At 35.4% G+C, this 24,492-nt stretch carries 19 protein-coding genes; all 19 read right to left on the reverse strand.

The features are described 5' to 3' along the window. Window positions 1–5: 5 nt before the first annotated feature. The 19 genes from A3EE_RS0108525 to A3EE_RS20300 all read right to left on the reverse strand — a co-directional run bounded on the left by A3EE_RS0108525 (window position 6) and on the right by A3EE_RS20300 (window position 24,179). Window positions 6–1,391 carry a hypothetical protein gene (locus A3EE_RS0108525; protein WP_018343027.1) on the reverse strand — a complete coding sequence of 462 codons (1,386 nt, stop codon included), beginning with the start codon at window positions 1,389–1,391 and terminating at the stop codon, window positions 6–8. Between the two features lie 5 nt (window positions 1,392–1,396). Further along, complete coding sequence (locus tag A3EE_RS0108530) at window positions 1,397–2,374, reverse strand: aldo/keto reductase (protein WP_018343028.1); 978 nt, start codon at window positions 2,372–2,374, stop codon at window positions 1,397–1,399. Window positions 2,375–2,386: 12 nt separating this feature from the next. Further along, on the reverse strand, window positions 2,387–3,556 hold the full coding sequence (locus A3EE_RS0108535; protein ID WP_018343029.1) for a glycosyltransferase: 1,170 nt from the start codon (window positions 3,554–3,556) through the stop codon (window positions 2,387–2,389). Between the two features lie 200 nt (window positions 3,557–3,756). Continuing rightward, on the reverse strand, window positions 3,757–5,610 hold the full coding sequence (gene asnB, locus A3EE_RS0108540) for an asparagine synthase (glutamine-hydrolyzing) (RefSeq protein ID WP_018343030.1): 1,854 nt from the start codon (window positions 5,608–5,610) through the stop codon (window positions 3,757–3,759). A 187-nt stretch (window positions 5,611–5,797) separates the two neighbouring features. Beyond that, on the reverse strand, window positions 5,798–6,958 hold the full coding sequence (locus A3EE_RS0108545) for a glycosyltransferase (RefSeq protein WP_026209679.1): 1,161 nt from the start codon (window positions 6,956–6,958) through the stop codon (window positions 5,798–5,800). 5 nt (window positions 6,959–6,963) lie between these two features. Beyond that, entirely contained in the window at window positions 6,964–8,406 is a 1,443-nt protein-coding gene (locus A3EE_RS0108550; protein ID WP_157446941.1) for a hypothetical protein, read from the reverse strand. A gap of 209 nt (window positions 8,407–8,615) precedes the next feature. After that, window positions 8,616–9,659 (reverse strand): glycosyltransferase family protein, encoded by a 1,044-nt coding sequence (locus A3EE_RS0108555; RefSeq protein WP_018343033.1) that lies wholly within the window; start codon window positions 9,657–9,659, stop codon window positions 8,616–8,618. Between the two features lie 48 nt (window positions 9,660–9,707). Continuing rightward, window positions 9,708–10,874, reverse strand: coding sequence for a glycosyltransferase family 4 protein (locus A3EE_RS0108560; protein ID WP_026209680.1), 1,167 nt, complete (start codon window positions 10,872–10,874; stop codon window positions 9,708–9,710). A gap of 10 nt (window positions 10,875–10,884) precedes the next feature. Continuing rightward, window positions 10,885–11,952, reverse strand: a complete 1,068-nt coding sequence (locus tag A3EE_RS0108565; RefSeq protein ID WP_018343035.1) for a glycosyltransferase — start codon at window positions 11,950–11,952, stop codon at window positions 10,885–10,887. Window positions 11,953–11,959: 7 nt separating this feature from the next. After that, entirely contained in the window at window positions 11,960–13,264 is a 1,305-nt protein-coding gene (locus A3EE_RS0108570) for a lipopolysaccharide biosynthesis protein (RefSeq protein WP_157446942.1), read from the reverse strand. 20 nt (window positions 13,265–13,284) lie between these two features. After that, on the reverse strand, window positions 13,285–14,367 hold the full coding sequence (locus A3EE_RS0108580) for an acyltransferase family protein (protein WP_018343038.1): 1,083 nt from the start codon (window positions 14,365–14,367) through the stop codon (window positions 13,285–13,287). Continuing rightward, a complete protein-coding gene (locus A3EE_RS0108585; RefSeq protein ID WP_018343039.1) occupies window positions 14,364–15,362 on the reverse strand; it encodes a glycosyltransferase family 2 protein in 999 nt (332 codons plus the stop codon). The genes A3EE_RS0108580 and A3EE_RS0108585 overlap by 4 nt, the downstream gene beginning before the upstream one ends. Window positions 15,363–15,367: 5 nt before the next feature. Further along, the gene (locus A3EE_RS0108590; RefSeq protein ID WP_026209682.1) at window positions 15,368–16,237 is read right to left on the reverse strand and encodes an NAD-dependent epimerase/dehydratase family protein; all 870 of its coding nucleotides are present in this window, start codon (window positions 16,235–16,237) and stop codon (window positions 15,368–15,370) included. Window positions 16,238–16,344: 107 nt separating this feature from the next. After that, window positions 16,345–17,649, reverse strand: coding sequence for a lipopolysaccharide biosynthesis protein RfbH (rfbH, locus tag A3EE_RS0108595; protein ID WP_018343041.1), 1,305 nt, complete (start codon window positions 17,647–17,649; stop codon window positions 16,345–16,347). A 108-nt stretch (window positions 17,650–17,757) separates the two neighbouring features. Then, window positions 17,758–18,840 (reverse strand): CDP-glucose 4,6-dehydratase, encoded by a 1,083-nt coding sequence (gene rfbG / locus A3EE_RS0108600; protein ID WP_018343042.1) that lies wholly within the window; start codon window positions 18,838–18,840, stop codon window positions 17,758–17,760. A 1-nt stretch (window position 18,841) separates the two neighbouring features. Continuing rightward, window positions 18,842–19,615, reverse strand: a complete 774-nt coding sequence (gene rfbF, locus A3EE_RS0108605) for a glucose-1-phosphate cytidylyltransferase (RefSeq protein ID WP_018343043.1) — start codon at window positions 19,613–19,615, stop codon at window positions 18,842–18,844. A gap of 211 nt (window positions 19,616–19,826) precedes the next feature. Continuing rightward, a complete protein-coding gene (locus A3EE_RS0108610) occupies window positions 19,827–20,864 on the reverse strand; it encodes a ferredoxin--NADP reductase (RefSeq protein ID WP_018343044.1) in 1,038 nt (345 codons plus the stop codon). Between the two features lie 61 nt (window positions 20,865–20,925). Continuing rightward, window positions 20,926–23,397, reverse strand: coding sequence for a GumC family protein (locus A3EE_RS0108615; RefSeq protein WP_018343045.1), 2,472 nt, complete (start codon window positions 23,395–23,397; stop codon window positions 20,926–20,928). 5 nt (window positions 23,398–23,402) lie between these two features. After that, window positions 23,403–24,179 carry a polysaccharide biosynthesis/export family protein gene (locus A3EE_RS20300; RefSeq protein WP_018343046.1) on the reverse strand — a complete coding sequence of 259 codons (777 nt, stop codon included), beginning with the start codon at window positions 24,177–24,179 and terminating at the stop codon, window positions 23,403–23,405. Between the last annotated feature and the right edge of the window lie 313 nt (window positions 24,180–24,492).

The following is a 24,492-nucleotide window of genomic DNA, read 5'->3' on the forward strand; positions in this document are numbered from 1 at the left end:
GTTATCTATATCGGATATGTTGTTTCAATATGATGCTCTATAAAGCAAAAAAGTGCAGCTGTAGGATTAATCCCACCAGAACGCTGTAATAAACCTGTATTGAAAACAAATAGATTAACATAAGGATTATACAGTTCTGTTATATCTTTATTTTCATCCGAAGAAAATAATCTGTATGGATGATACGTATCTTCTAATTTTAAAGAACTTGCATCGTTATCTTCTAATTCAATAAAATCAATTTTATTTTCTTTTAATATTTTAGCAATCGATTCTTTTATTTTTTTCAATTTATAAAGCGAATCTTCAGAAATACTATATTCCAATTCAACTCCATTTTGTTTATAGATATCCTGCTCGTTTGATAATACTACACTGTTTTCACTCTTTGATAATTCAATATCAATATTTAAAAACCAACTTTTATAAACATACAGTTTCTTAAGAAAAAAATAACTGTACACAAACGGGAAGATTGCGAATGCCTGACTAGCTGCAGAGAATAAAACTTTGGAAGAAAAATCACCTTTAAAGATCAATCGTTTTAAAAATTGAAAAAAGATGAATTTTTCATTGAATACCGGGTGAATATAGTAAGACACATTATCCATTTCGCCAATTAATCGGGACGTGATCATTGAGCCATTTTCAAACCTGAACTGAAAATCCTGAGAGCCTATCTTGGTCTGTGTTGTTTCTATCTCAAAAGCCCTAAGGGACACATGATCCGAGAAGCCTTTTGAAACTTCTGCCATGTCAATCAATTCAGATACATGCATCAGTCTTAAGGATTCAAATGCCCCGGAAGTAAGATAGAACACATCTGCTTCAAATATGGTTGATTCATTATGTGATTCTTGTATTGCAATTGAATGTATTTTACCTTCAACTTTATTGAGTTTAACAACACGAACATTTGAATGAATAATAACTTGTTTATTTTTAGAAAGATTGAAGTGATTAAATAAATTCCGTTGACTGAATTTTAACCAAACACCTTGTTTCCGAAACATCCCTGAACCGAAATCATTCTCGGTTAAAATAGGTGGTTGTTTAAAGAAACGGCTCAACACTTTAGAACGATAAGTTATATTCGATTCAATAACCGTTTTCATTCCATTGGGATTGGAAAAATCTTTATTAGAGAAAAACAAAAGTTGCCCTCCCCATTTTGCCGATGTTCCTCCCAGACCAAAAAAACGGCCGTCTGAAGTTGCTCTATACAATCCTTTTTTCAATTTAGATACAAAACCAATCTCTGCTTCAGATTTGGTATTCTGATCACCAACTTCAAATAAATGTACTTCAACATCCGAAAACTTTTCGGTTAGCGCATTTGCTAAATATGATCCATACGTCCCTGCACCTATTATGGCAATCTTCTTTTTCATAATAATTATTTTGTCTGCAACAGCCGATTGGTAATCCGTTTCTGAATTTCAGTGAATTGTTCAAAGGCATTTGGCGGCAGATTCTTTACTCGATTCCAGGAATCAATTGTTCCAATTATCTTTTCATTGCTTGAAGAAGTAAATAACGTTATTCCATTTACTGTACTTGCATATTGATGCATTAAAAAAACGTCGATCAATTGTTTCTTACAATCAAACCCTAGTTTATCAGATATTGACCTAGCAAATATTTCATCTGAATGCAGAATCGTCTTTACTTGATTCAGGTATTGTAACGGACTAAAATAAAAACGTTGCTTAATTTGTGGTCCTCTTTCCAATGATTCCGGCACAGAAAACGGAAAGCTATTACTTGTTTGCAATACTGTATGAGCGCTATTTAACGTGTTGAATTCTTTTTCAATTATATCAGAAAAACTTGCGATACCAAATTCTTTGATAACACCTTGTCTTTTTTTATTTTCTAAGAAATCAATAAGCTCTGCGTTATTTGCATCCGAAATGAGCGGTTCGTGCATTACATAATAATCGATATAATTCGTTTTTAATTCTTTCAAAGAATTGTTCAACGATTTCTCTGCATTTGCAACACTAAAATCTTTTGGCGTCATTGTAGCACTCGACGCTATACTTTGAGTGGTATTTTTTAGTTTTGATTTTTTAACAACTCTATACGCTGAACGAATGATGTTTTGCAAAAAAAGGTTTTTTAATACAGAATTATTTGCAAGTATGCCAAACTTCGTTGTAATGGTAAGTGTATCGCGTTTGTTTTTTACAAATTCACCTAACATTCCTTCGGCTAAACCAAAACCATACAAAGGAGCTACATCAAAATGCCGGATGCCATTTTCATAAGCCGTTTCTAAGTTTCGAAGAGCTTGCTTTTTTGTATAGTTGGATGTTAATCTTACACACCCAAATCCCAGATTTACAGTTGAATTAGGATTATCCTGCTTCATTTTCGTTTTGAATTAATTCGTATTTTTTAAACACTGATTATAATAGGCAATATACTTAGTCCCAACATTGCTCCAGGAGAATTGTGCAACATACTTCTGTGCCAATTCTCTTACTTCGCTCCGATCTTGATTTAATAGTTGATTTTTGATTGCATCAAAAATCGAATCCGGATTTAGATCAACCGTACGTCCACAACCAAACTTTTCTACATCTAACCAAGGTGTATATATACTTGCTATGATAGGTGTACCTGCTGCCAAAGCTTCAGCATATACATTTCCAAAATTTTCGTTGTGAGACGTCAATACAAACAGATCTGCATTCGATAAAAAATTTATTTTATTCTGCCCCGAAATCGGATCAATGATATAGATTGTTTCCCCCATTTCATTTTCTGTGATCCATGATTGCAATGATGCTTTTTCACCTTCATCATCTCCGGCAATAAATAATCTTAGATTCACTCCGCTATTGCGTAATCTTTTAATTACAGGTAATAATATATCATAACCTTTCTTTTTGTGCAACCTTCCTAACGATACCAGGATAAAATCAGGAGTATCCTGACATCCAGCATAGGTTTGCATAAACTCTCTTCGAGAATATGTGGTTGCATTAACATATTCATCTAATTCAATACCGTTTGGAATAACTTCAACGATTGCTTCAGAGTAATGATTTTTAATTTCTTCTTTTTCCTGTTCAGATGTTGCAAACCATCTGGCGTTGGTTATCAACGGCTTCATTAGATGATTCAGCCATATTTTTTTAAACTTCAGGCCCTGTCCCATGATCCAGTTACCCATAGCCCCTCTGGGTGATATGAATACAGGAATATTGTTTCTTTTACAAATCCACAACGTTAACAACGTTGAAAAATTAAATATAGGTTGTACATGTACAACGTCTGATTTTTTCAAAATGGGTGTTATTTCCCATAACATATCCCATGAAAAACGATCTGTAATTGTTTCTTTGAAATAACGTACGCGAAAACCGTCCATTGAAACCCAATCTTTTGTTGAAACATCTAATCTCTTTTCACGATTTACATTTGTAGTCACAACCGATACATACTGATTTTGTTTAGCCAATGCCCTGCACGTATATAAAGATGAAAAAGTAGGACCTCCATAAATAACGGCAGGATAAAAAGTTGGAATGACAATCGTTATTCGCATGAACGGACTAATTATATACTTAAGATTTTTGAAATAGTAAGATACAAAAAACTACCGTTATTCATTGTCCACTCAGTGAAAACACTGAATAATAATTGCCGTAACTAAAAAATAATTTCTATTTTCTTTGAAGAAATTACTCAAAAACTATCCCTGTATTTCTTTAATAGACTATTAAAAAGCTAATAATCCGCTTATTATCAAAATTCATTTTCAAACAACCAACGATCAAGCACCACTAAGGACCAAATATGCATCCACATTACTTCATTGTTACCTTTTAAAAATCGACTCCATAAAACTTTTAAAGCTTCTCCATCAAACTCTTTACGCTTAGCTAAGCGTTCGATTGACAGTTCACAAAATTCCTTTAATTCTCCTCGCAACCATGTATCCCAAGGAAATGCAAAACCCATTTTAGGACGGTATACTATTTCATCCGGCAAATGCTCTTTAAGTGCATCAACCAGTAATTTTTTTGGCGTAATGCCATCTGATTTAAAAGCATCTTTTACCTGCAATACATACGACACAAAGTTATAGTCAAAAAATGGCTCTCTCAATTCCAGAGCCCAGGTCATACTCATCAGATCCGTATCTGTCAATAATACATCAAGTGTATATCCTTTCAATTCTGCAACGCTGTATTGTCCGTAAGGCTCTAATTGTTTCGCATGGATCAGATCTTCCTTTTGATGTAACGAATGACCGTTGATGATTTTATTTTTCAATATTGAGCGAACTTCTTTTTGTAAAAAAATACGACGGTTATTATTGTAAAATGAAATCAACCCTTTCGTACTGTCCTGACAATAATCAGCCAGTTTGGCCAAACTACGCGTTGGTCGACATTTAAATACTATTCCTGCAATGAATGCTATTATTTTATTTTGTAATAAAAACGAAATCGATACAATTTTTTTCCATCGGTAAAAACCAGGATATCCGCTAAAAAGCTCATCCCCACCTAGACCAGACATTGCAACCTTCGTTCCCGTGCCGGATACAAACTGAGATACAATGTATACATTCAATCCATCAATCCGCGGCGAATCCATTTGTTTAAAATAATTCGGCAATTCTTGTAATACACGTGATGGAGTTAATATAAAATTACGATGTTCTGTATTATTTTTAGCTGCAATCATCGTTGCATACTTACTTTCATCGAATTTTTTTTCTTCAAATCCGATCGAAAAAGTACGGATAGGTTTATCCGTATGTTTGCGCATCACCCCTACTACTGCAGAAGAGTCAATACCACCCGATAAAAAAGCTGCAACGGGTACATCAGAAACCATACGGCTTGCCACACTTTTTTCGAACAGATCTTTTACTGTATCTACCACTTCGGAATAGGTCGATTTAAGTATCTGTTGATCGACACTTTCGGGTACTAAATTCCAATATGTTTTTAAATTTAATTTACCAGCTTCAAACCAGCCAGATGTTGCAGGAGGTAATTTAAAAACTCCATCAATCAACGTGTATGGCGTACGTACAGACAAAAATGACAGGTAATCAGAAACAGAATCTTCATTCAATTTCTTTTGTACCAAACCCGAACAAAGTATGCTTCTCAACTCAGAAGAAAATATCAATACATCATTTACGATTGCATATACAAATGGTTTTACTCCCAAACGATCGCGTGCAATAAATAATTTTTGGTTTTGTGTGTCCCAAATAGCAAAAGCGAACATTCCATTAAAATAGTTCACACAATCTTCACCATATTTAATAAATGCGGCTAATAATACTTCTGTATCTGAATTGCTTTGCCATGGATAATCTAACTCAGCTTTAATTTCCTGATAATTATAAATTTCGCCATTAAACACCATTACATACCTCTTCGTAACATCCCAATAAGGTTGGTTTCCCGATGCAGTTAAATCTATAATTGAAAGCCTTCTATGCCCCAATGCAACGGCCTCATCAACATATACAGCTCCGGCATCCGGCCCTCTATGAACCAGTGCATCTGTCATTACTTGAATCTTAACTGTGCTCTCCTCACGTTCCAAACCTATTATCCCTGCTATTCCACACATAAAATTGTATCGTTTTAAAAGCCCTCAACAAGCACTTAATATTACTTAATAGAATACCAAATTAAAAAGTGATAGTTATCAATTATATACAACTACGTTTAACTATAATTATTCTCAAAATTTTATCCAAAAGAACCGCAAATCAGTAGCATAAACTGATAATTAAAAATCATATTCAAATCATAAATTATACAATTTTAGTGTAAAGATTATTGATTGCATTTAAGCTCTGTTCTGTGGAAAAGCGTTCAACAAAATTTAAACCTTCATGTATTTTAGTATCCTTTTGTTCCTGGGATAAGCCTATGACATTTTCCAATACTTTTGAAGATTCTTTCAACCAAACCTGCCTTTCGTCTTTTTCATGTGGCATGCGCTTGATATAATATGCAATCTCTCCTCCTACTTCATTCATCGGCGCTTCATTTGTTGTTATCACAAGCGTACCCGATGCCAGAGCCTCTGCGATTGGCCAGCCAAAGCCTTCTGCTAAGGACGGAAATAAAAGCAACGTTGCTCCACTATATGCTTTATTTACAAAATCATTTGGAGTATCCAACGCTAAATAAATTGAAGATTTAAATTCAGACTTCTCAATTGCTTCCAGAACTTTGCCTTCAGGTGTTTGCCCCAGTAAAATTAAAGGTATATCTTTTTTAAATTCTGAACGCCATGCCGAATATAAATCTATTGCACCTTCTCTGTTTTTATACCACTGATTCCCGCCAACATGAAGGATATATCCGCTAGGTAATTTTTTATTAATAAATGATTCCATTTGATGTTTGGATTCTAATGGGTCAAGTTTTTCAAACGTTTGATTCAGTCCATTATACACCACTTCCGAAAATTCTATTTTTTCACCTAGATAATATTTGTGTAGATCTGCTTGTGTTTGTTTCGAAACAGAAATAAAGTTCTTGCCTTTTGAAAAACCTTTCCTAATAAATGATTGATACAAACGTCCCGAAAAACTAGTGGGGTTTTCTGCAAATTCTCCTAATGCAGATCTGAGCGCTAGAAAATCATGGCAATGAACAATATGTTTTCGCGTGGCAACCAAAGGCACCCAGGGCCCCAAAGCCTGATCAGCAAAAACAAAAAGTGTATCCTTGTCGTATTTTCTTAAACGAATCCAAACCAGCAAAGGAAACACAATGTATTGATCAATATATCCAAACCATTTACTAGTAAATGAATTAAAGCCTAATTTGTAGAAAAAAGGTGACGGTGATAAGGTTTGTATATCATCCCCTTTCGCTTTAAAATAATCCCATAACATTTTTGCATATCGCGGCATGCTTTGCGATTGCATAAAGCTAGGATGTGTAAATAATATTATTTTCATTCGATCTATCTCCTGCTTTTAGATTTTTTTAACGCTTCTTTTATCATCTCGTCTTTTGACATTTTATTTTCTTTCGGGAACCCTACAATTCCCAAAAGTCTTAATACCCATATAGCAACCCAGTATATTAAAAATATTTGCCATACCCCTCTAACCAATACACTCACCGTAGCCGTTACACCTTCGAAGGCAATGGTGAAAAATATACTGAATGGCAGAAGTAGTCCAATCGTAGAGAATGCCCTTTGATCGTTTCCTCTTTCATTAATAACGGATATCATACCACTAAAAATTGCAAAGATCAATCCGTAAAGTATAATGACCGCCAACGGATACCACCAACCAAAAACTCCGTATGCATGAGCAACCAAAGAACCTGTAATAAAATTACCCAAATTGGATCCCGCGTATATGTTATCAATTAAATCTCCGATGGAATATCCGTTGATTGCATTTTTATTAATCTGTATGTCGAGCATTTCCAATACCGGTGTAGGAAATTGAGCCAAGGTCTTATCAACCAGAGATTGCATTAGAAGTGCTCGCTCTTCATTGTCAAACGTATTGATCCTATAAAAACAATTGTCATCAAATTTGATCTGAATAAAACGTTGAAGAAAAGGATTGGAAACATAATCTTCTGTCCACACCTCATCTGCCCCCCCTTTATCTGCTATAAATTCAAAATTTACGGTTTTGTATTCATGCAAGGCTTCTTTGTCAAAGAAATTTTCAATGGTTAATGCCAATTGTTCCGAACTTGTTCGTTCTTCTCTACCTGCTCTCGAAGCCAATATTGCCGTTGAAAAATCCACGAAAAAACTCAATAAAAGAAGACCTCCAATGCTAAGAAATATTACTTTCGAAATTATTTTTTTATCAACCTGTACTTGTCCCATGAGTAAGGCTATGACCCATGCAGAAGCAATCACCGCTATGGGAGCCACCATACCCATACGGCTATTTCCGGACAAGGAAATCCCTGCTACTAACAGATAATAAAAAAACAAACCCCATTTCAGCCATTTTGATACACCTAGTTTTGAATACGGAGGCACGATTAACAAAAAGGGAGCCCATACAAAGAAATCAAAGGCATCGAAAAACTTTTCCAATGTCAACGGAATTGGTAAAAAGCTCGCAAATACCGTTGCCAGACCAATAGCACCTATACCCAACACACCTTTTTGATTTAAAAACTTATTAGAACCAACAAGCGAACCCAACTTACTGAAACCATATCGGAAGGGGAATAATATATTCGACTTTGCAACAATATGCGCTGCCAATAATGAAACAGAAAAAACCAAACGATGAAAAAATGTTTCTTCCGGAATCAACAAACCAGTGACCAACGAATTTCCATCCAAAAGTGTTCCTACAGCAGCGACCAAGGTATTGGCCGTAACAGTTAGAAAGATGATCGTGGCAGAAAAAGCCTTTCCCATAGAGGAATTAGTAGATTGAAAAATTACCAAACATGAAATACAAAAGGCGGCTAAAGCAAAAAAATTCGAAAAAGCATTTGGGAAACTAAAGTCAACAAAAAGCTGAACAATAAAAACGATTAAAGATAAAATCATCAATCCATTGCGAACAAATGACAGACTTTGCTTGGTTGCTTCTCTATTAGTTAGAATTTTAGGCATAAAGTTACTTATATCTTATTCTTTAGCTTTCCAATCAAATCCTGCATTCTGAATTGAATGCCATAATTTAATCTGTTAAACATTTCAAAAGCTGTATTGCCCATTTGCTCACACAGTTCGGGTCTATTTACTAAATGTAACAATTTCTCAGCACATTCTTCTTTTGTAGAAAAAAAAGCGGCATTCACATCTTCAGTAAACAGTGCTTCATGTGTGGGTGTACGTTCAGCCAATAGCAATACTCCGCAAGCTGGGACTTCATAACTTCTCATCGTCCATTCGTCGTGATTGGAATGTGAAACCAAACCCAAACATATCTGAGAATCGCGGATAACATTTGCATATTGTTCGCCTTCTACTGCAGCGTGAAATTGTGTTGGGAATTTTTTAGGCAGATCACTTCGCGTATCCCATCGTGTACCAAAAACATGCATAGGAATCCCTTTCTCTAATAAAAAAGAAATCAATTCAACTCTATTATCCATACAGGTTCCAACAAAACTAACCGGATATTTTTTAGGAATTATTTTTTTAACTGCAGGATAAAAAAGCGGAGAATACATTCCATGTTCCCACATGTACATTTCTTTTGCTCCAAGCGCTTTCAAATGAATAACATCACTTTCACGCTTTACTATGTGAACATCAAATTGGGGAACAATTTCAAAATAATCTTTCCACATCCATTGATCACTTTTTCGATCTCCCCAAGGATTATCATCCTGCATGGAAACCCAAATTGCATTGGGTAATAGTTTTTTGATTTTTAAAATGGTTTGGGATTGAAACTCTTTAGCCCATTCCATCCATATAAGATCAGGCTGTTCCTTAATACACAGGTCAATTAGATCTTGTTCAAGTCGAACCGTATTTGATAAGAGCTTTGGATTTTTCAACAGTTTTGCAACCTTTCCTGCAAAACGTCCTAAAAAATTCTTGTAACCATCTTTATCTAACACATGTACATCCATCCCACACTCCCGCAATGCCCATAGTCTTTGATGACCTGAAGCACTGGGTGATTTTAAAAAAGCTACAAAAACAACTTTCATTTCATTATTTTATTAAAGCCGACATAGAGCAATTGGGTGAATATATAATTAAGATTTCCTGATTATTGTTTTTAAGAACGATGAATACTGATCTCCATACGTATCCCATCCACCAATGGATGAGACCTTATTTAATGCAGCATTACTCATTTCATCTCTCAACATTTTATTATCTGCGAACAATTGTAGGCGTTCCCAGATCGCATTTTCATTGCGTATGGGAATAATAAAACCTTCTTTTCCATCATCAAAGAGATCTCCGCCACCGGTATTATTTGTAACAATCAATGGACAGCCGCAAGACAAGGCTTCACCTTGAACCATTGCAAGCCCCTCTTCAATACTACTCAATACAAAAGCATGTGATAGATTATAATAACGTATTAGTTCTTTATTTTCAACACGGGAAATAAAATCAATGTTGTTTAAATTTTCTTTTAGCAACAATGCTTTTATCTCTTCACTTACATTTCCAATTACTGTAAATTTTTTAGCCGGATGTTTTAATTTTTGGAATGCTTTGAGTGCATACATAAAACCTTTCCGAATGCTTACCCCTCCAACCCATAAAACATTAAACTCATCCAAAGCCGGATCAGATGTTTTATAGAAGCGATCTAAGCGTGCACCATAAGGTATTTTTTTAATTTTTGATTCGTGAATCCCCTGTTCAATAAATGACTGTTTTACAAATTCAGAAGGAACCGTGATGTAATCACTCTGGCGATATTCCGATTCTTCTTTATCAATCACCCTCGGATCAACGCCTTCAAATACAAAGCCCCAACGTTTATATTCTTCTGTCAAGATATCGTTTTGATATCGAATATGGGAAGATCCTCTATCACAAATATAATTTCCGCCCAACTGCTGAGCATACGTACCGCAATACAATCCGGAACCAGATAATGCAATTAAATTTACCGGAGAAGATAGATTTGATTTAACATGTTGATCAAGACTTTGACTCGCGAGCCAGCACCATTCTTTATTCAACCAATTCAATTTATTTACACCTAACCTTGCTGCATACATATAAGGTGCCTGCAGCCATGGAAAAGCATGGATCTTTTCTTGGGGAATCCCCTGCTCTTCTTTCAATTTAAATTTAGGAAATCCTGTATAAATAGAATTCAACATTTGGTGTTTCTCCAATTGCCTTGCCAAATGAAAATGATGAAATCGACCTATGCTTACTTGTACTGCTTGTAACATATTTGTTCTATTAAAGATCCATCCAGAGTTTTGTTATTCTTTCATCTGAAAACCATTTCAAATAACTTGATCGGGACAATTCCTTTATTTTAACATCCGGTTTATTCAATTGGGAAATATAGCCGCCAAATTCTTCAATTGATTTTAATGCAACACACTTATTAAAATCTGAATCAAGAGGTGCAGCACCAAAAGCTATAGTACCTCCGCCAGATGTTGAAATAACAGGCACACCCAAACTAAGTGACTCTAATATTACTGTGGGAATCCCTTCACCATGCCCTATCGATGGCACAAGCAGATAATCGATCGAATTGAAAAAATCAGGCAAAACGACTTCTCTGTTTGTTGCTCCAAACGCGCCTTTATATTCAATGCGTTTATCCGTTGATGCAGCTTGAATGATATCATTTTTACATTCTCCATCACCCAAAAAGTATATATGATGTGAAAAATTATTTTCTTTCCAAAGTTTCAACGCTTCAATGATTCCTTTTGATTTGAGCAAATTTCCTACGATACCAAAAGTTATCTGTTCAGTAGTGTTTTGAGAAAATGAAACTATTGTCTTTACTTCACTAAATTGAGGCAACCATAAGACCGGCTGTTTTGCATTGACCAATTTAGAAACAGGCTCTATCGAAGCCGGAGAGATAACAATGATGCCCGTAAATGCACGAATACCCAAACCCAATCTCTTAACCTGAGATGCAGTTGGATCATGATTGATATAGTAAAAATATGTCTTCTTAAACTTCCCAAGCAGTGCCAAAATTGAGGCTACACTACCCATTCCTATTGAAATGAAAATATCGCTTTTATTGTTCAGGATAAATTTCAATGCTTTCATCGAAACGCTAAAAGAATTTTCGCCCTTTTCTCCAACACAATAAACCAAACAATTTAATTTATTTAATTCTTCAACAATCCGTGTATTAATACCTCCATGCGCTTCCTGATAACGCACAATCACTGTAACATGAACATTATTTGCGCGATACATTTTGGCTAAGCCCAACACAATTGTAGAGTTCCCTCCAACGGTAGGCAAGGTCGAATATAATGTAATTGACTTCATATTTATTTTAACTTAACTGCCAACTTTTCCATTCTTTTACTAAGGTAATTACAGCAAAGGGTATAGAACACGTCAACATAACCAATGCATATGTTAATGGTAAGAATTCAATACCATCAACTACATAATATAGTACAAGAGCACCTGAAATTAATTTCATCACACCAAAGAAGATTGTATAACCCAATCTGCTTTCAATTCTATCAAATGCATTTAAAAAAGAGGCTAAAGCATTATCAACGCATGCAATAAGTGTATACAAAGCAATTCCGCAAGCCATTTGTATGGTCATTCCAGTGGTATTGTTTGACCAAAACTTAATGAAAAGATCGCCCATCAGGATAACACCTATTCCAAATAGAAATGCAAATAATAAAGAACCTAACAATGTTTTTACGAGATGTTTTTTCAACTCCATAATCAAGCCTTTCGCTTTATAGCTACTAAGCAATGGCCACAAAGGCCGTAACCAAATATTTTGCAATTGAATGAAATTGATAAATAAGGTCATTGGAATCATAAACATGGGCACAATTGCTGCACCTTTTATTGTTCCTACTAAAAAAGCATCGCTTTGCAAGATCAACAACTCTCCAATCATTGTTAAAAAGAAAAGTCCGCCCTTTGACATTAATAATTTATTGTCTTCTGAAGAATATTGATGTCCGGTTAATTTAACATCAAACTTAATCATACCAATGATTGTAGATAAGCCACTTCCTACCGACAAACCGACTAAACTACATATAGCCAGAATTACAATCGAATCCCATTTAAAATAAACAGCAAGTAAAAGCATTAAAAATGAAAAAATACTGGTAGCCAATTCAAAGAAAACCGGCATCGACAAATAACCATGTACATTAAATAAAACACCTCCAACTCTGGTAGGTAAGCCAAGCGCAAACGTTAATAGACACAATATAAAGGCAATCTTAAATTCAATTGCTAATTCCGCATTTACGGAGAACCAACTATCTACCGGAACAAATAAAAACAATATCCCTAATACGAACAGGCCCACTCCAATGCCGCACAACAATTTAAATCCAAAGGATAACAAGGCATCTGCTCTTTTTTTCTCTCCCAAACCCAACAGGTTAATCAGTCTGTTTTGTAAAGCAGATGGTATGCCCAAATCCGACATACTCAACCACCCTACAATGGATGTGATGATCAGCCATAAACCGTATCGTTCAGCTGAGATAACCCTTAGTATTATGGGTAATGACACAAATCGTATGCCTATGCTTACTACCCTTGCCACCAAGCCAATTACTGTAGCTGAAATAAATGATTTACTAGAAGACATCAGTCGTTTTATCAGAATATTTAATTAGAAGAAATGGAAAACTTATCTCTAAGTTTCGTTACAGGGACTTCAAAGTATTTATACAATATCCATGAAACCACGAAAATAATACTTGTTTCGCCGAAGCGAAGGAGCAACTTTGTGAGCGCATTGATTTCAATATCACGAAATACTCTTTCGAAAACATCAAAAATCAACATATGAGACAAATAAACGCTGTATGAACACAATGAAATTTTCATTATAGTATTTCGCAAAAAAGGATTGCTGATATTATAATCCTTAACAATAATTAAAATAATTGCTAACATGATTGGCAATACCGTAAAATACAAGACTGTATACAAACTAGATTCCGTTGTTTTCAATAAAATTTTGGTTAAACAACCTATTAAAATAATAGCTAAAACAGGAACTGCCTTTTTCTTAAACCACGCTATAATCTCTGGATGAAAAGTAGTTATATAAGCTACCAACACGCCATACATCATTGCATCTAATCGGGCAACAACTATTTTTCTTTGCCACGAATCCCAATCACCCTTATCACTATAAAAGATTCTTATTAATACAGGTATAACAATAAAGCATACAGTAGTTATTAAGAATATACGCTTCTTGTAATTTAATTCTAATTTATCTGCACGCTTTGTGATATAGATTAGCCAAATAAAAAACGGAAATAACAAATAGAAAAACTCTTCAATAGCTAAACTCCACGAGACCCCGAAAAACCCTCCTATAGGCTTATAAAGATTTTGGCCGAACCAAATGTAATTCAACAGATCAACCGAAAACGGATTGTGTTGAATAAAGAGGTAATACAAAAAAAACACAATAAGAAAAAAATAATAATTAGGAAGGGTTCGAAACCATCTTCTAACCCAGAAATTTAATATTGTAGTTTTCCCAACTTCATTACTTAGAACAAAATCATTTATTATAATGGTACCTATCAAGCATCCGCTTAATACAAAAAATATTTCTACCCCCCATAAACCAAATATGCTTAAATAGCTGCTAAAAAGATGGGATATTAACACAAACAAGATTGCGAGACTTCTTAAAATGTCCAAACCTATGATTCGCTCTTTATTTATCATTTTTTCTTAACGTCTTTAAAATAATATTTAACATCAGCCAATAGACACTTTACCACCCATATCCAGCCTTGAATCCATATCAGCAAACTAATATTATTTTTAGCCTTTCCTTTTTTAGCAGACAATAAGTCTAAACCAAAATTTAATAGAGCCGGTCTGATTGGCCAGGAAAAAGAGGCCTGAGTGAGTCTATGGTAGTATCCCTGATATTCATCAACAGGAAAGGATTTTACTAATTCATACACATCAAGATTTTTACCGCGCAAATAAAATGCGATTTGATCTCGTAAATGTTTTATTGTTTCAACTGAAATGAACCCATGATGTTTTAATGCAGAAGTAACATTGCTTGAACTCTGTCTTATTAAAACATTTACATCACTGTTCATTTCATACTCATATGTCTGTAAATAATTTGCTAAAAAAATCTGATCGGGCATCCAAACGGATGATAATAAAAAACCTATTGGTGCTCTTTTAAATACAATCGCACTCATATGTCCAAAATTACACGAAGAAATATAAAACGCTCTAACAGGTTCGTTAAGTGATTGTATCTTATCGTAATTCTCTTTACACTTTTTCACCAGAATATCCTGAACACTATCAATGCTTCCCTCAAAATTAACATACCCAGTAAAACACATAAAGGATTTCTCATTACGATTCAATAGTGCAACAGAAGATTCTAAATATTCTGGAGACCAATAATCATCGTCATGAAGAAATGCAACTAAAGGATTCGTACCTACAGTCAAACACCTCTGCCAATTTTCTGTCATTAAAAGCCTTGTATCAAATCTTATATACTTAATACAAGAGTCATTTTTCTTTTCAACAATTTTTTTATATTCTAAATGCTGACAGGCATTATCCAGAACATAAATATTTTGAGGTTTACAAATTTGAGACAAAGCAGAATCTAAAGCTATTTCAAAATATTCAGCAGTACCTGCACATGGAATAATTACATCAATGTCTTTTTGATCAAACATGGCTTTTAAAGATTGTTTTTGAGTAAATCTGACAAACCTTTATTGTAATCGTATTCAGGAAGCCATCCAACTTCTTTCAAACTATCAATAGTTGCTTTTGATTCAACAAACTCGCCCTTCCGTGTAGGTATAGCACCAAAGTTGAGGGCGGAGGAGGAATTACTAATGTGTTTTGCTGCTGAAACAAAATCCTTAATACTTATAGAATTTCCTGTCCCAACTTCAAACTCTGTATACGCCTCTAATGAATGTATATTTTCAGTCACCTTCCAATATGCTTCCACTACATCTTTTATATATACGAAATCCCTTTTCTGTAGCCCTTCAGTCAGATCTATTACTGTTTCATTTAGAAGTAGTCTTTTAATGATCATCGGTACAAATTTCTGTTCCGAATCTCCGCGACCATATACATGTTCTAATTTTAAATTAACACACTTTATTTTAGCACTAAAGGTTTTAAAAAATGTTGTAAAAAATGTTTTTGATAATGTATAACTATTCAAATGACTATACTCACCAGCTGATTTTGTAAAGAATGTATCTGTATTGATAAAAAAATCAACATTATATTTTGTTGCCAGTTCCAACAAGCATGTTGGAAATATCAGATTTGCCTCCAAAATTTCAGTGGCTTTAGAATTAATCCCATATGAAGTAGCAACATGTATAACACCATTGATTTGATTTGTTCTGAAAACTTCTTCCAGATTTTCATCAATCATGTATAATCTTGTATTCTTTATATCACTGATAACAGAAGTATCAGAAGTCGTTCGAACAAGCGCTATAATGTCGTAACCTTCTGCACTAAATTTTTCAACTAAGTGTTTCCCCACAAAACCGGTTGCTCCGGTAAGTAATATTGTTTTCATGTACATTCTAGCCAGTCAAATCCTGCATCATAGTTCTAATACCAGATACTTTATAGGAAGCACCTTTTTACTACTGCCGTGTTGGGATACCCGACATAATCATTAAACTATCCATTCAAATACTCTCTGATCACACCTGCGATATAATCGTAATGTGTCTCATTTAAGCCTGGCCATACGCCCAACCAGAATGAACGGTTCATGATGATATCTGTATTTTCAAGATTACCGATCGAACGGTGTTCAACGTTTGCATATGCAGGCTGACGAAGTAAATTTCCTGCGAACAACAAACGTGTTCCAATTTTATTTTTTTCTAAATGCTGCACCAGCATATGGCGATCAGAAGCATCTCCTTCACGCAAGGTTAATAAAAAACCAAACCATGAAGGGTCACTATCAGCTGTTGGCTCAGGTAAAATAAATACTTCTTCAAATTCTTTCATGCGTGCATACAAAGCCTTGTAATTCTCTCTGCGACGCTGAACAAAATAATCTACCTTTTTCAATTGAGATACACCAAAAGCAGCCTGCATGTCTGTTACCTTCAAATTGAATCCAACATGCGAATAGGTATACTTGTGATCATATCCATAAGGCAATGTACCCAACTGCTGTGTAAAACGACAGCCACAGGTATCATCTTTACCCGGTTCGCAATAACAGTCGCGTCCCCAGTCTCTGAAACTTTCTGCTAATTTTGACAACACCGGATTATTGATCAGCACTGCTCCGCCTTCACCCATGGTAATGTGGTGTGCAGGATAAAATGAGAATGTAGAAATATCTCCGAAGGTACCTGTCTTCTTTCCTTTATATGTTGCGCCTAAGGAGTCACAATCGTCTTCAACAACCCATAGATTATATTTTTTAGCTACACGCATTACTTCGTCCAGATCAAATGGATTCCCTAATGAGTGAGCAATCATGATGGCTTTTGTTTTTGGAGAAACCGCCAATTCGATCTGATCGGCTTTTACGTTGTGTGTAGCAATATCTACATCCACAAATACCGGTATTGCGCCAAATTGAACGATTGGATTTACTGTTGTAGGAAAACCCGCTGCTACTGTAATTACTTCATCGCCAGGCTTAATCGCACGATCTCCCAGTTTCGGAGATGTCAATGCATAAAATGCTACAAGATTTGCTGAAGAACCTGAGTTTACTAATAATGCTTTTGGCGCACCGAAATAAGCGGCAAATTGTTTTTCAAATTCATTTGCAAAACGCCCTGTAGTTAACCAGCCATCCAATGCTGCTTCAACACCAAAAAGAATGTCTTCTTCATCCAATACTTTTCCGGTAACAGGAATATAGTTTACACCCGGAACAATAGTCTGAGTGGTTTTTACTTTTGCAATTGCTCTTAAGCTTTTTTCTAATTCTGGCGTGTTGATATTCTTAAGCATTGTTTTTCTGTTTTAATCTCCATTCATTCTTAGCCGTGGTTGTGTCTTTTCGACCAACCACCTGTGAGTGGTTGGTCGAAAAGACACAACCACGGCGAGTCACAACGTTTATTTCTGATTAATAAAGTTCTTAATTTGTTGTTCTGTAAATACAATAATCTCAGCAGGTGTATGCAGATAACACTTGTACCATTCTACTGTTTTAATGATCGCTGCAGACGCATTGTATGTTGGGGTCCAGCCTAACTCGCCGATTGCTTTATTGATATCCAATTTTAACAAGCCTGCTTCATGAGGCTGATTCGCTGAAGACTCAATTTTAAATCCTCCATCGCCCCAAGCCTGTATAGCAAGTTCTACCATTCTGCTTACGGGTAAGGCATCGTTAAATTCCGGTCCGAAGTTATACGCTGTACTATACTTGATCGCATCTTCGTGCAATTTACTTCCAAGCAACAGGTAGCCCAATACAGGCTCTAGTACATGTTGCCACGGACGCACAGCATGCGGGTTTCGAATTACAACTTCTTCTTTTTTTGATAAGGCACGTACAATATCCGGAATCAGTCTATCCTTTGCCCAGTCGCCACCACCGATTACATTACCTGCACGCCCTACTGTTATAGCTTTCTTGTGTTCGGAATATGTCTTGGTATTGAAAAACGAATTTCTGTATGAATCGATCACAAGCTCTGCACATGCCTTACTTGCGCTGTATGGATCATAGCCTCCTAAACGATCTGTTTCTCTGTATGGATAAATCCATTCATTGTTGTGATATACTTTATCAGTAGTGATCAAGATCACATCACAAGGCTTATTCAATGCACGTACACCGTCTAATACATTTGCCGTACCGATCGCATTTACTTCAAATGTTTCTGAAGGAAATTCATACGATAAGCGCACCAATGGTTGAGCAGCAAGATGAAATACAAAATCGGGTTGGCACTCTGCAATAGCCTTTTGCAAAGCTTCCCGATTACGAAGATCATTAATATGTGACTTACACAGCGTATCCCCTTGAATCAGATGATACAGATCAAATGCATTTTCAGGAGCCAACGAATAGCCTGTCACCTCTGCTCCTAGCATAGAGAGTATCTTCAGCATCCATGAACCTTTAAAGCCAGTATGTCCTGTTAAAAAAACACGTTTCCCTTTATAGGTATTTTCTAATGATTCAAACATATTACCACGTTTTCCATTGAGCTTTATTATTCACCCAATCCTGCTCCAATTCTACTTTATCACGAAGCGTATCCATTGGCTTCCAGAAACCTTCATGCTTAAAAGCAGCCATCTGTTTATCTTTCGCAAGATTTTCCATAGGGTCTCTTTCCCAGATCGTAGCATCTCCACCTTTAATGTAATCAAATACGCCGGGCTCACATACAAAAAAACCTCCATTGATCCAGGCACCATCCCCTTTGGGCTTTTCCATAAAAGATAATACGGTATCATCCTCAGACATATTGATCGCACCAAAACGTCCGGAAGGTTGTACAGAAGTTACTGTACACAATTTACCTTTTGACTGATGAAATGCAACCAGTTTTTTTATATCTACATTGCTCACACCATCTCCGTATGTAAGCATAAATGGTTCGTTGCCGATGTGCTTCTGAATACGTTTTACACGTCCACCCGTCATAGAATCTGCGCCTGTATCCACAAGCGTTATTTTCCATGGCTCGGCATTGGTATCGTGCACCTGCATCGAATTCGTTGCCAGATCTATGGTAATATCCGATTTATGCATAAAATAATTTGCGAAATATTCTTTCACAACGTATCCTTTGTATCCCAGACAAACGACAAAGTCATTATATCCATGACTGGAATACATTTTCATGATGTGCCACAACATCGGCATGCCGCCGATCTCAACCATGGGCTTCGGTTTTAATACCGTTTCTTCGGAAAGCCTGGTGCCTAAACCACCTGCAAGAAGTACTACTTTCATGTTTTTTTATTTTTTTAGTTTCCAGGCACAAGTTTCCAGTTGCTAGACAAGAAAATAGCCCCCCTTTTTATATATCAATTGCACGTAATCTGAACTCCCATTTGCAGTTAAAAGAACTACGAAGAACTCCCCCTTCTCCTTTAGGAGAAGGGCCGGGGATGAGGTCGTAAGCCACCTTTATTTACATCGTCTAGAAACTAGCAACCAGCAACTATATTTCTACTACAACATCCCCTGTAACCGGATACGAACAGCAAAGCAAATATTCATTTTCAATAAGATCTTTTGAAATTTCTTTCACTCCGATCGTTTTGATTTCACCTTGTATCAAACGGCCTTTACAAACGGAACAATTTCCTGTCTGGCAGGAATAATTCAGTTCGATCAGCGCATCGAGGCCCGCTTCGAGAATGCTTTTTCCTTTAATTACTTCTACAGTGAATTCTTCATTATCTTTTCGGATCCGGATGGATTGCGTCTGTATGAATTTGAAATCTTCTTCATTTTTAACAATCTCAAAATCTTCTGAGTATATATTATCAGATAACACATGCGTTTCAGCAAGCGCTGTCTTTACAGAATCCTTTAAGCCTGAAGGCCCGCAAATAAAATGGCTGGTATGTTCAATCGAAGATACTGACCGGATGTATTCAAATGCTTTTGAAGGCTGAATGCGGCCTTCAATAATGTGTGTGCCTGCACTATCTATTTCAGGTCGGGTATGAAATTCAATACAGGTAAATCTATCCGGGTAATCCTTCTTAAGTTTTTCAAGAGCTTCTTTAAAAATAACTGTCGAATGGCTTCGGTTACCATAGATCAATGTTACTTTATTTGAATGATTAACTAACGTATCTTTTAATATAGAATATAATGGTGTTATCCCGCTGCCTACACCCCACAGAACAAGATGTTTATCGGCCGCTTTATCTGCTACAGGAACTATAAAATCTCCCATAGGCTCCATCACTTCTACCGAATCACCTTCTTTCACTACATCCAGAATATGATTGGATACAATGCCTCCGGGAACACGTTTAATGGTTACATCTAATGTTGAATCAATTCCGAAGGTTGAAGAAAAGGAATAAGGACGAATATAGCGGCGTCCGTTTATTCTGAAGATCAGTGTCAAATACTGACCTGCCTGATATTTGATTTTTTTTAGACCCGGCTGTTTAAATGATAACGTAACTGCATCATCAGTTTCTTTTCGAATAGATCCTATTTTAAGCGAATAAACAATCATTTACCTACAGCTGTTGATTAGATACCCTATATGCATTTCTTGCAGAAATGCATATAGGGTATTAGATTTTTTTCTTACGAGTGATGTATTTGTATTTAAATTTTTTCCAGGCACTTTTCCTCGTTGATTCTTCATACCCATAATAGCCATTATCCTGACCATAATAATAGCCCATACCGTAACTATAATAATTCTTATAATCGCGTTTGGCATCATTTAAAACGATCCCTAAATTTTTCATATTTCCTGCACGATAGAAATCATCAATGATGTAGAGCGACTGTTTTACCGTAACACCTTGACGGACGATATACAGGGAAATATCAATATTACGTACCACATTCAGATAATCGACAACCAGACCTACTGGAGGACTATCCAGTATAATAATATCGTAATTTTTTTTCAGATATTCCAGCAGTTCATCCATACGTTTACTGCTTAGTAATTCTGATGGATTTGGAGGAATAACACCTGATGGTATAAAGAAAAGATTTTCATTTAACGCTGTAGGATAAATAATATCCTTAATGGATCTCATCCCAGCCAGATAATTGGATAAACCTGCATCTTTGTTTTCAAAGATCTCTTTATCAATACGCGGTTTACGCAAATCCATCCCAACCAATACAACTTTTTTTCCTCCAATGGCATAGATGGATGCAAGATTTAGCGCAACAAATGTTTTCCCTTCTCCAGATACGAACGAAGTAACACCAATAACTAAACCCGTTGTTTGTTTATTCAAAAATTCAATATTTACTTTAATGGATCGGAACGACTCGGACAAACCCGATTTAGGACTGTCCAATACATTTTTACCATCATTCTCTTCATTGTGTACGACAGAACCTAAGAATGGTACCTTCGTGTATTCTTCTACCTCTTCTTTGGTATATATTTTATTATCGAGATAATACAATACCAATGTAATGATGATGGGAATTAATAATCCTAAAAATATACCTGCGATATACAATGATTTTACATTGGGAGATATTTTTCTTGCATCGTATTTTGTTGCCATATCGATCACCTTATTATCAGGCGTACTGGAAGCCTTGGCAATGCTGGCCTCTGCTCTTTTTTGAAGCAGGTAACTGTAGATTTCATCATTCACATTAAACTTACGTTCAATGTTTATAAATTCTCTTTCAACAACGGGAAGACGTCCCAAACTAGATTGAATGCTTGCTATATTCCTATCCAGTTCCTTTAACGTAATTACAGAAACTTTATTCAGGTTATTTAAATTTTCAATTAACGCATCTTTTGTATACTTGATCTTACTATCCAGATTTGCAACAAACGGATTGTTACTAGACGGATTATTTTTCGTCAGCGCCTGTTTTTCATTTGCAAGGGTAAGCAATTCGCCGATCAAACGATTTAAGGTTACATCATTGATATCTAATGTGGATGGCACAACAAGGGCTGTATAATCCTTTTCTGCGGAAGTATAATCACGCAAATACTGATAATACTTTTGTCGGATTAGTAAATGTGCGCGTTCTGATTCTAAGCTTTTTAATGCTTCGTAATCTACTGCAGCTTCGGAACTGATGTTCATTACTTTATTTTTCGAACGGAAACTTTCCAGATCGTTTTCAATTACATTCAATGAGTCTTTAATGATGCGTAATTGAAAATCTATAAAACTGATCGTATTGGAAGCGATCTGATTTTTTTCATCCAGCCCGTTTTGGATATACACGCGACTCAGCATGTTTGCAAAATCAACAATTTTATCCACGTTCGCTCCTTTAACAGATACCTGTAGAATAGACGCCTTTTTATTAATTTGAGACACATCAATTTTTCTCCATTCTCTGGCTAATGATGCTTTATCATTAAAAATAAAATAATATCCGTTTTCTGTATTTATTGGAATGGATAATGTAGTATCTCTATATACTGTAAATTTACTTTCGCCCAAGGTAATAGGAACACCATATGTAGCCGTTTTACTTTCACTTTTGATCGTAATTCCTTCTACTACTTTCTCCGTTAGAATATTATATATGTTTGCCCTGGTTGCAGCTTCTATCCAGATGCTAAACGTTGTTTCACTTGTTGGCTTTAAATAAATTTTAGTATTGATAAACTGCGGAGACAATGAGTCGGGCACTACATAATAAAAATTATTCGGATATGATTCAACATCTTTGATTGATCCCATATGAAAATAAGAATAATCAAAATTCAATTGTTCAATGGTTTTGTAAACCACGCTTGTCGATTTCATTACAAAAATTTCATTCTCGAGATTGCGGAATGGCTGAAACATATTCATTCCGGAAATAATATCACCGGAAGAGCCTAATGATTCACTGGATTTATCTTTAATAAAAACTTTTGTAGATACACTGTATACTGGAATTGCATACTTCAAATAAACATATACGGTTGCTAAAGCAATAGCCAGGGATAAAATAAAAATATACCAACGTCTTTGCCCTATTTTATAGATTTTATAAAAATCAATAATTTTCTCTTGATGTGTATCTGCAAAATTATTCTGTGCGTTTTCCATTAAGATTATTTATTCAAATAGGTTAAAATTAAAACTAACGCAGAGATCCCTGCAAATGCAATAGATAAGTTGGTTAAGTTAAATTTAGAAGCAAGTGTTCTAGTGGGTGGTACATACACAATATCATTGGGTTGTAAAAAATAATAAGGAGAATGCACCACATTGACATCATTCAGATTTAATATGCCCCTTTCAAAAGAGCCATCTAAGTGCTGACGAATAACTTCTATCTGAGAACGTTTACCTGTAAGGGTTAAGTCACCAACAGACGCCAATGCTTCCAGGATACTTACGCGTTCATTTGAAAAATATGCATCTCCGGGTCTTGTTACTTCACCCAAAACAGCAACTTTAAAACTGGCAAATTTAACAATAACTGTTGACGGAGAAACCATCGCATTCACCTGTTGTGTTACATCCGCTCTGACTTCATTCAACGTTTTGCCTTTTGCTTCGATATCACCTAAAATAGGTAATTCTACGTATCCGCTATCATTTACCAAATACCCTTGAATGTATAAATTTCCCGGAGTAACCTGCACATTACCTCCTGAAGTCCCCATATCGGTGTTGAAGAATGCGCTCAAACGTGGATCAACACTGATAATTTTGATATAAAGAATATCCCCCGGTCTTAATTGATAGTATTTAATAGGATTGCTAAAACTATCGGTTGAAGATGTAGTTATATCCCCGTGAAAATACGTCTGCTTTTTAATGCTGATACAAGATGCCGCAAGAAGAAAAAGGGTTAGTATTAAAAATAAATGAAGTTTTCCCACTATAATGTTAAGTATGTTTAGTTATAACAATATTACACTATTTTCAATCTATAAAAAATTATATTAGGGATTTATACATTTTTTTTAATTACTCTTTTTTAAACAAACCCAATAGCAATATTTCATCCTATTTTATATAAATATAATTTAATTATTAAGACTCAAAAGAAAATCAAAGCCGATTTAAGAACTGCTTTAAGCACGCATCCATTACCTGGAAACTATCTGGATAGAAATAAATTAGCAAATTTGTTGAGTTAAAACATGAAATAGTCCAGTTTTAACAACTCCGATTATCCTTCTTATTTCAAGG

The sequence above is a fragment of the Cytophaga aurantiaca DSM 3654 genome (genome assembly GCF_000379725.1).
GTDB classification, from domain to species: domain Bacteria; phylum Bacteroidota; class Bacteroidia; order Cytophagales; family Cytophagaceae; genus Cytophaga; species Cytophaga aurantiaca.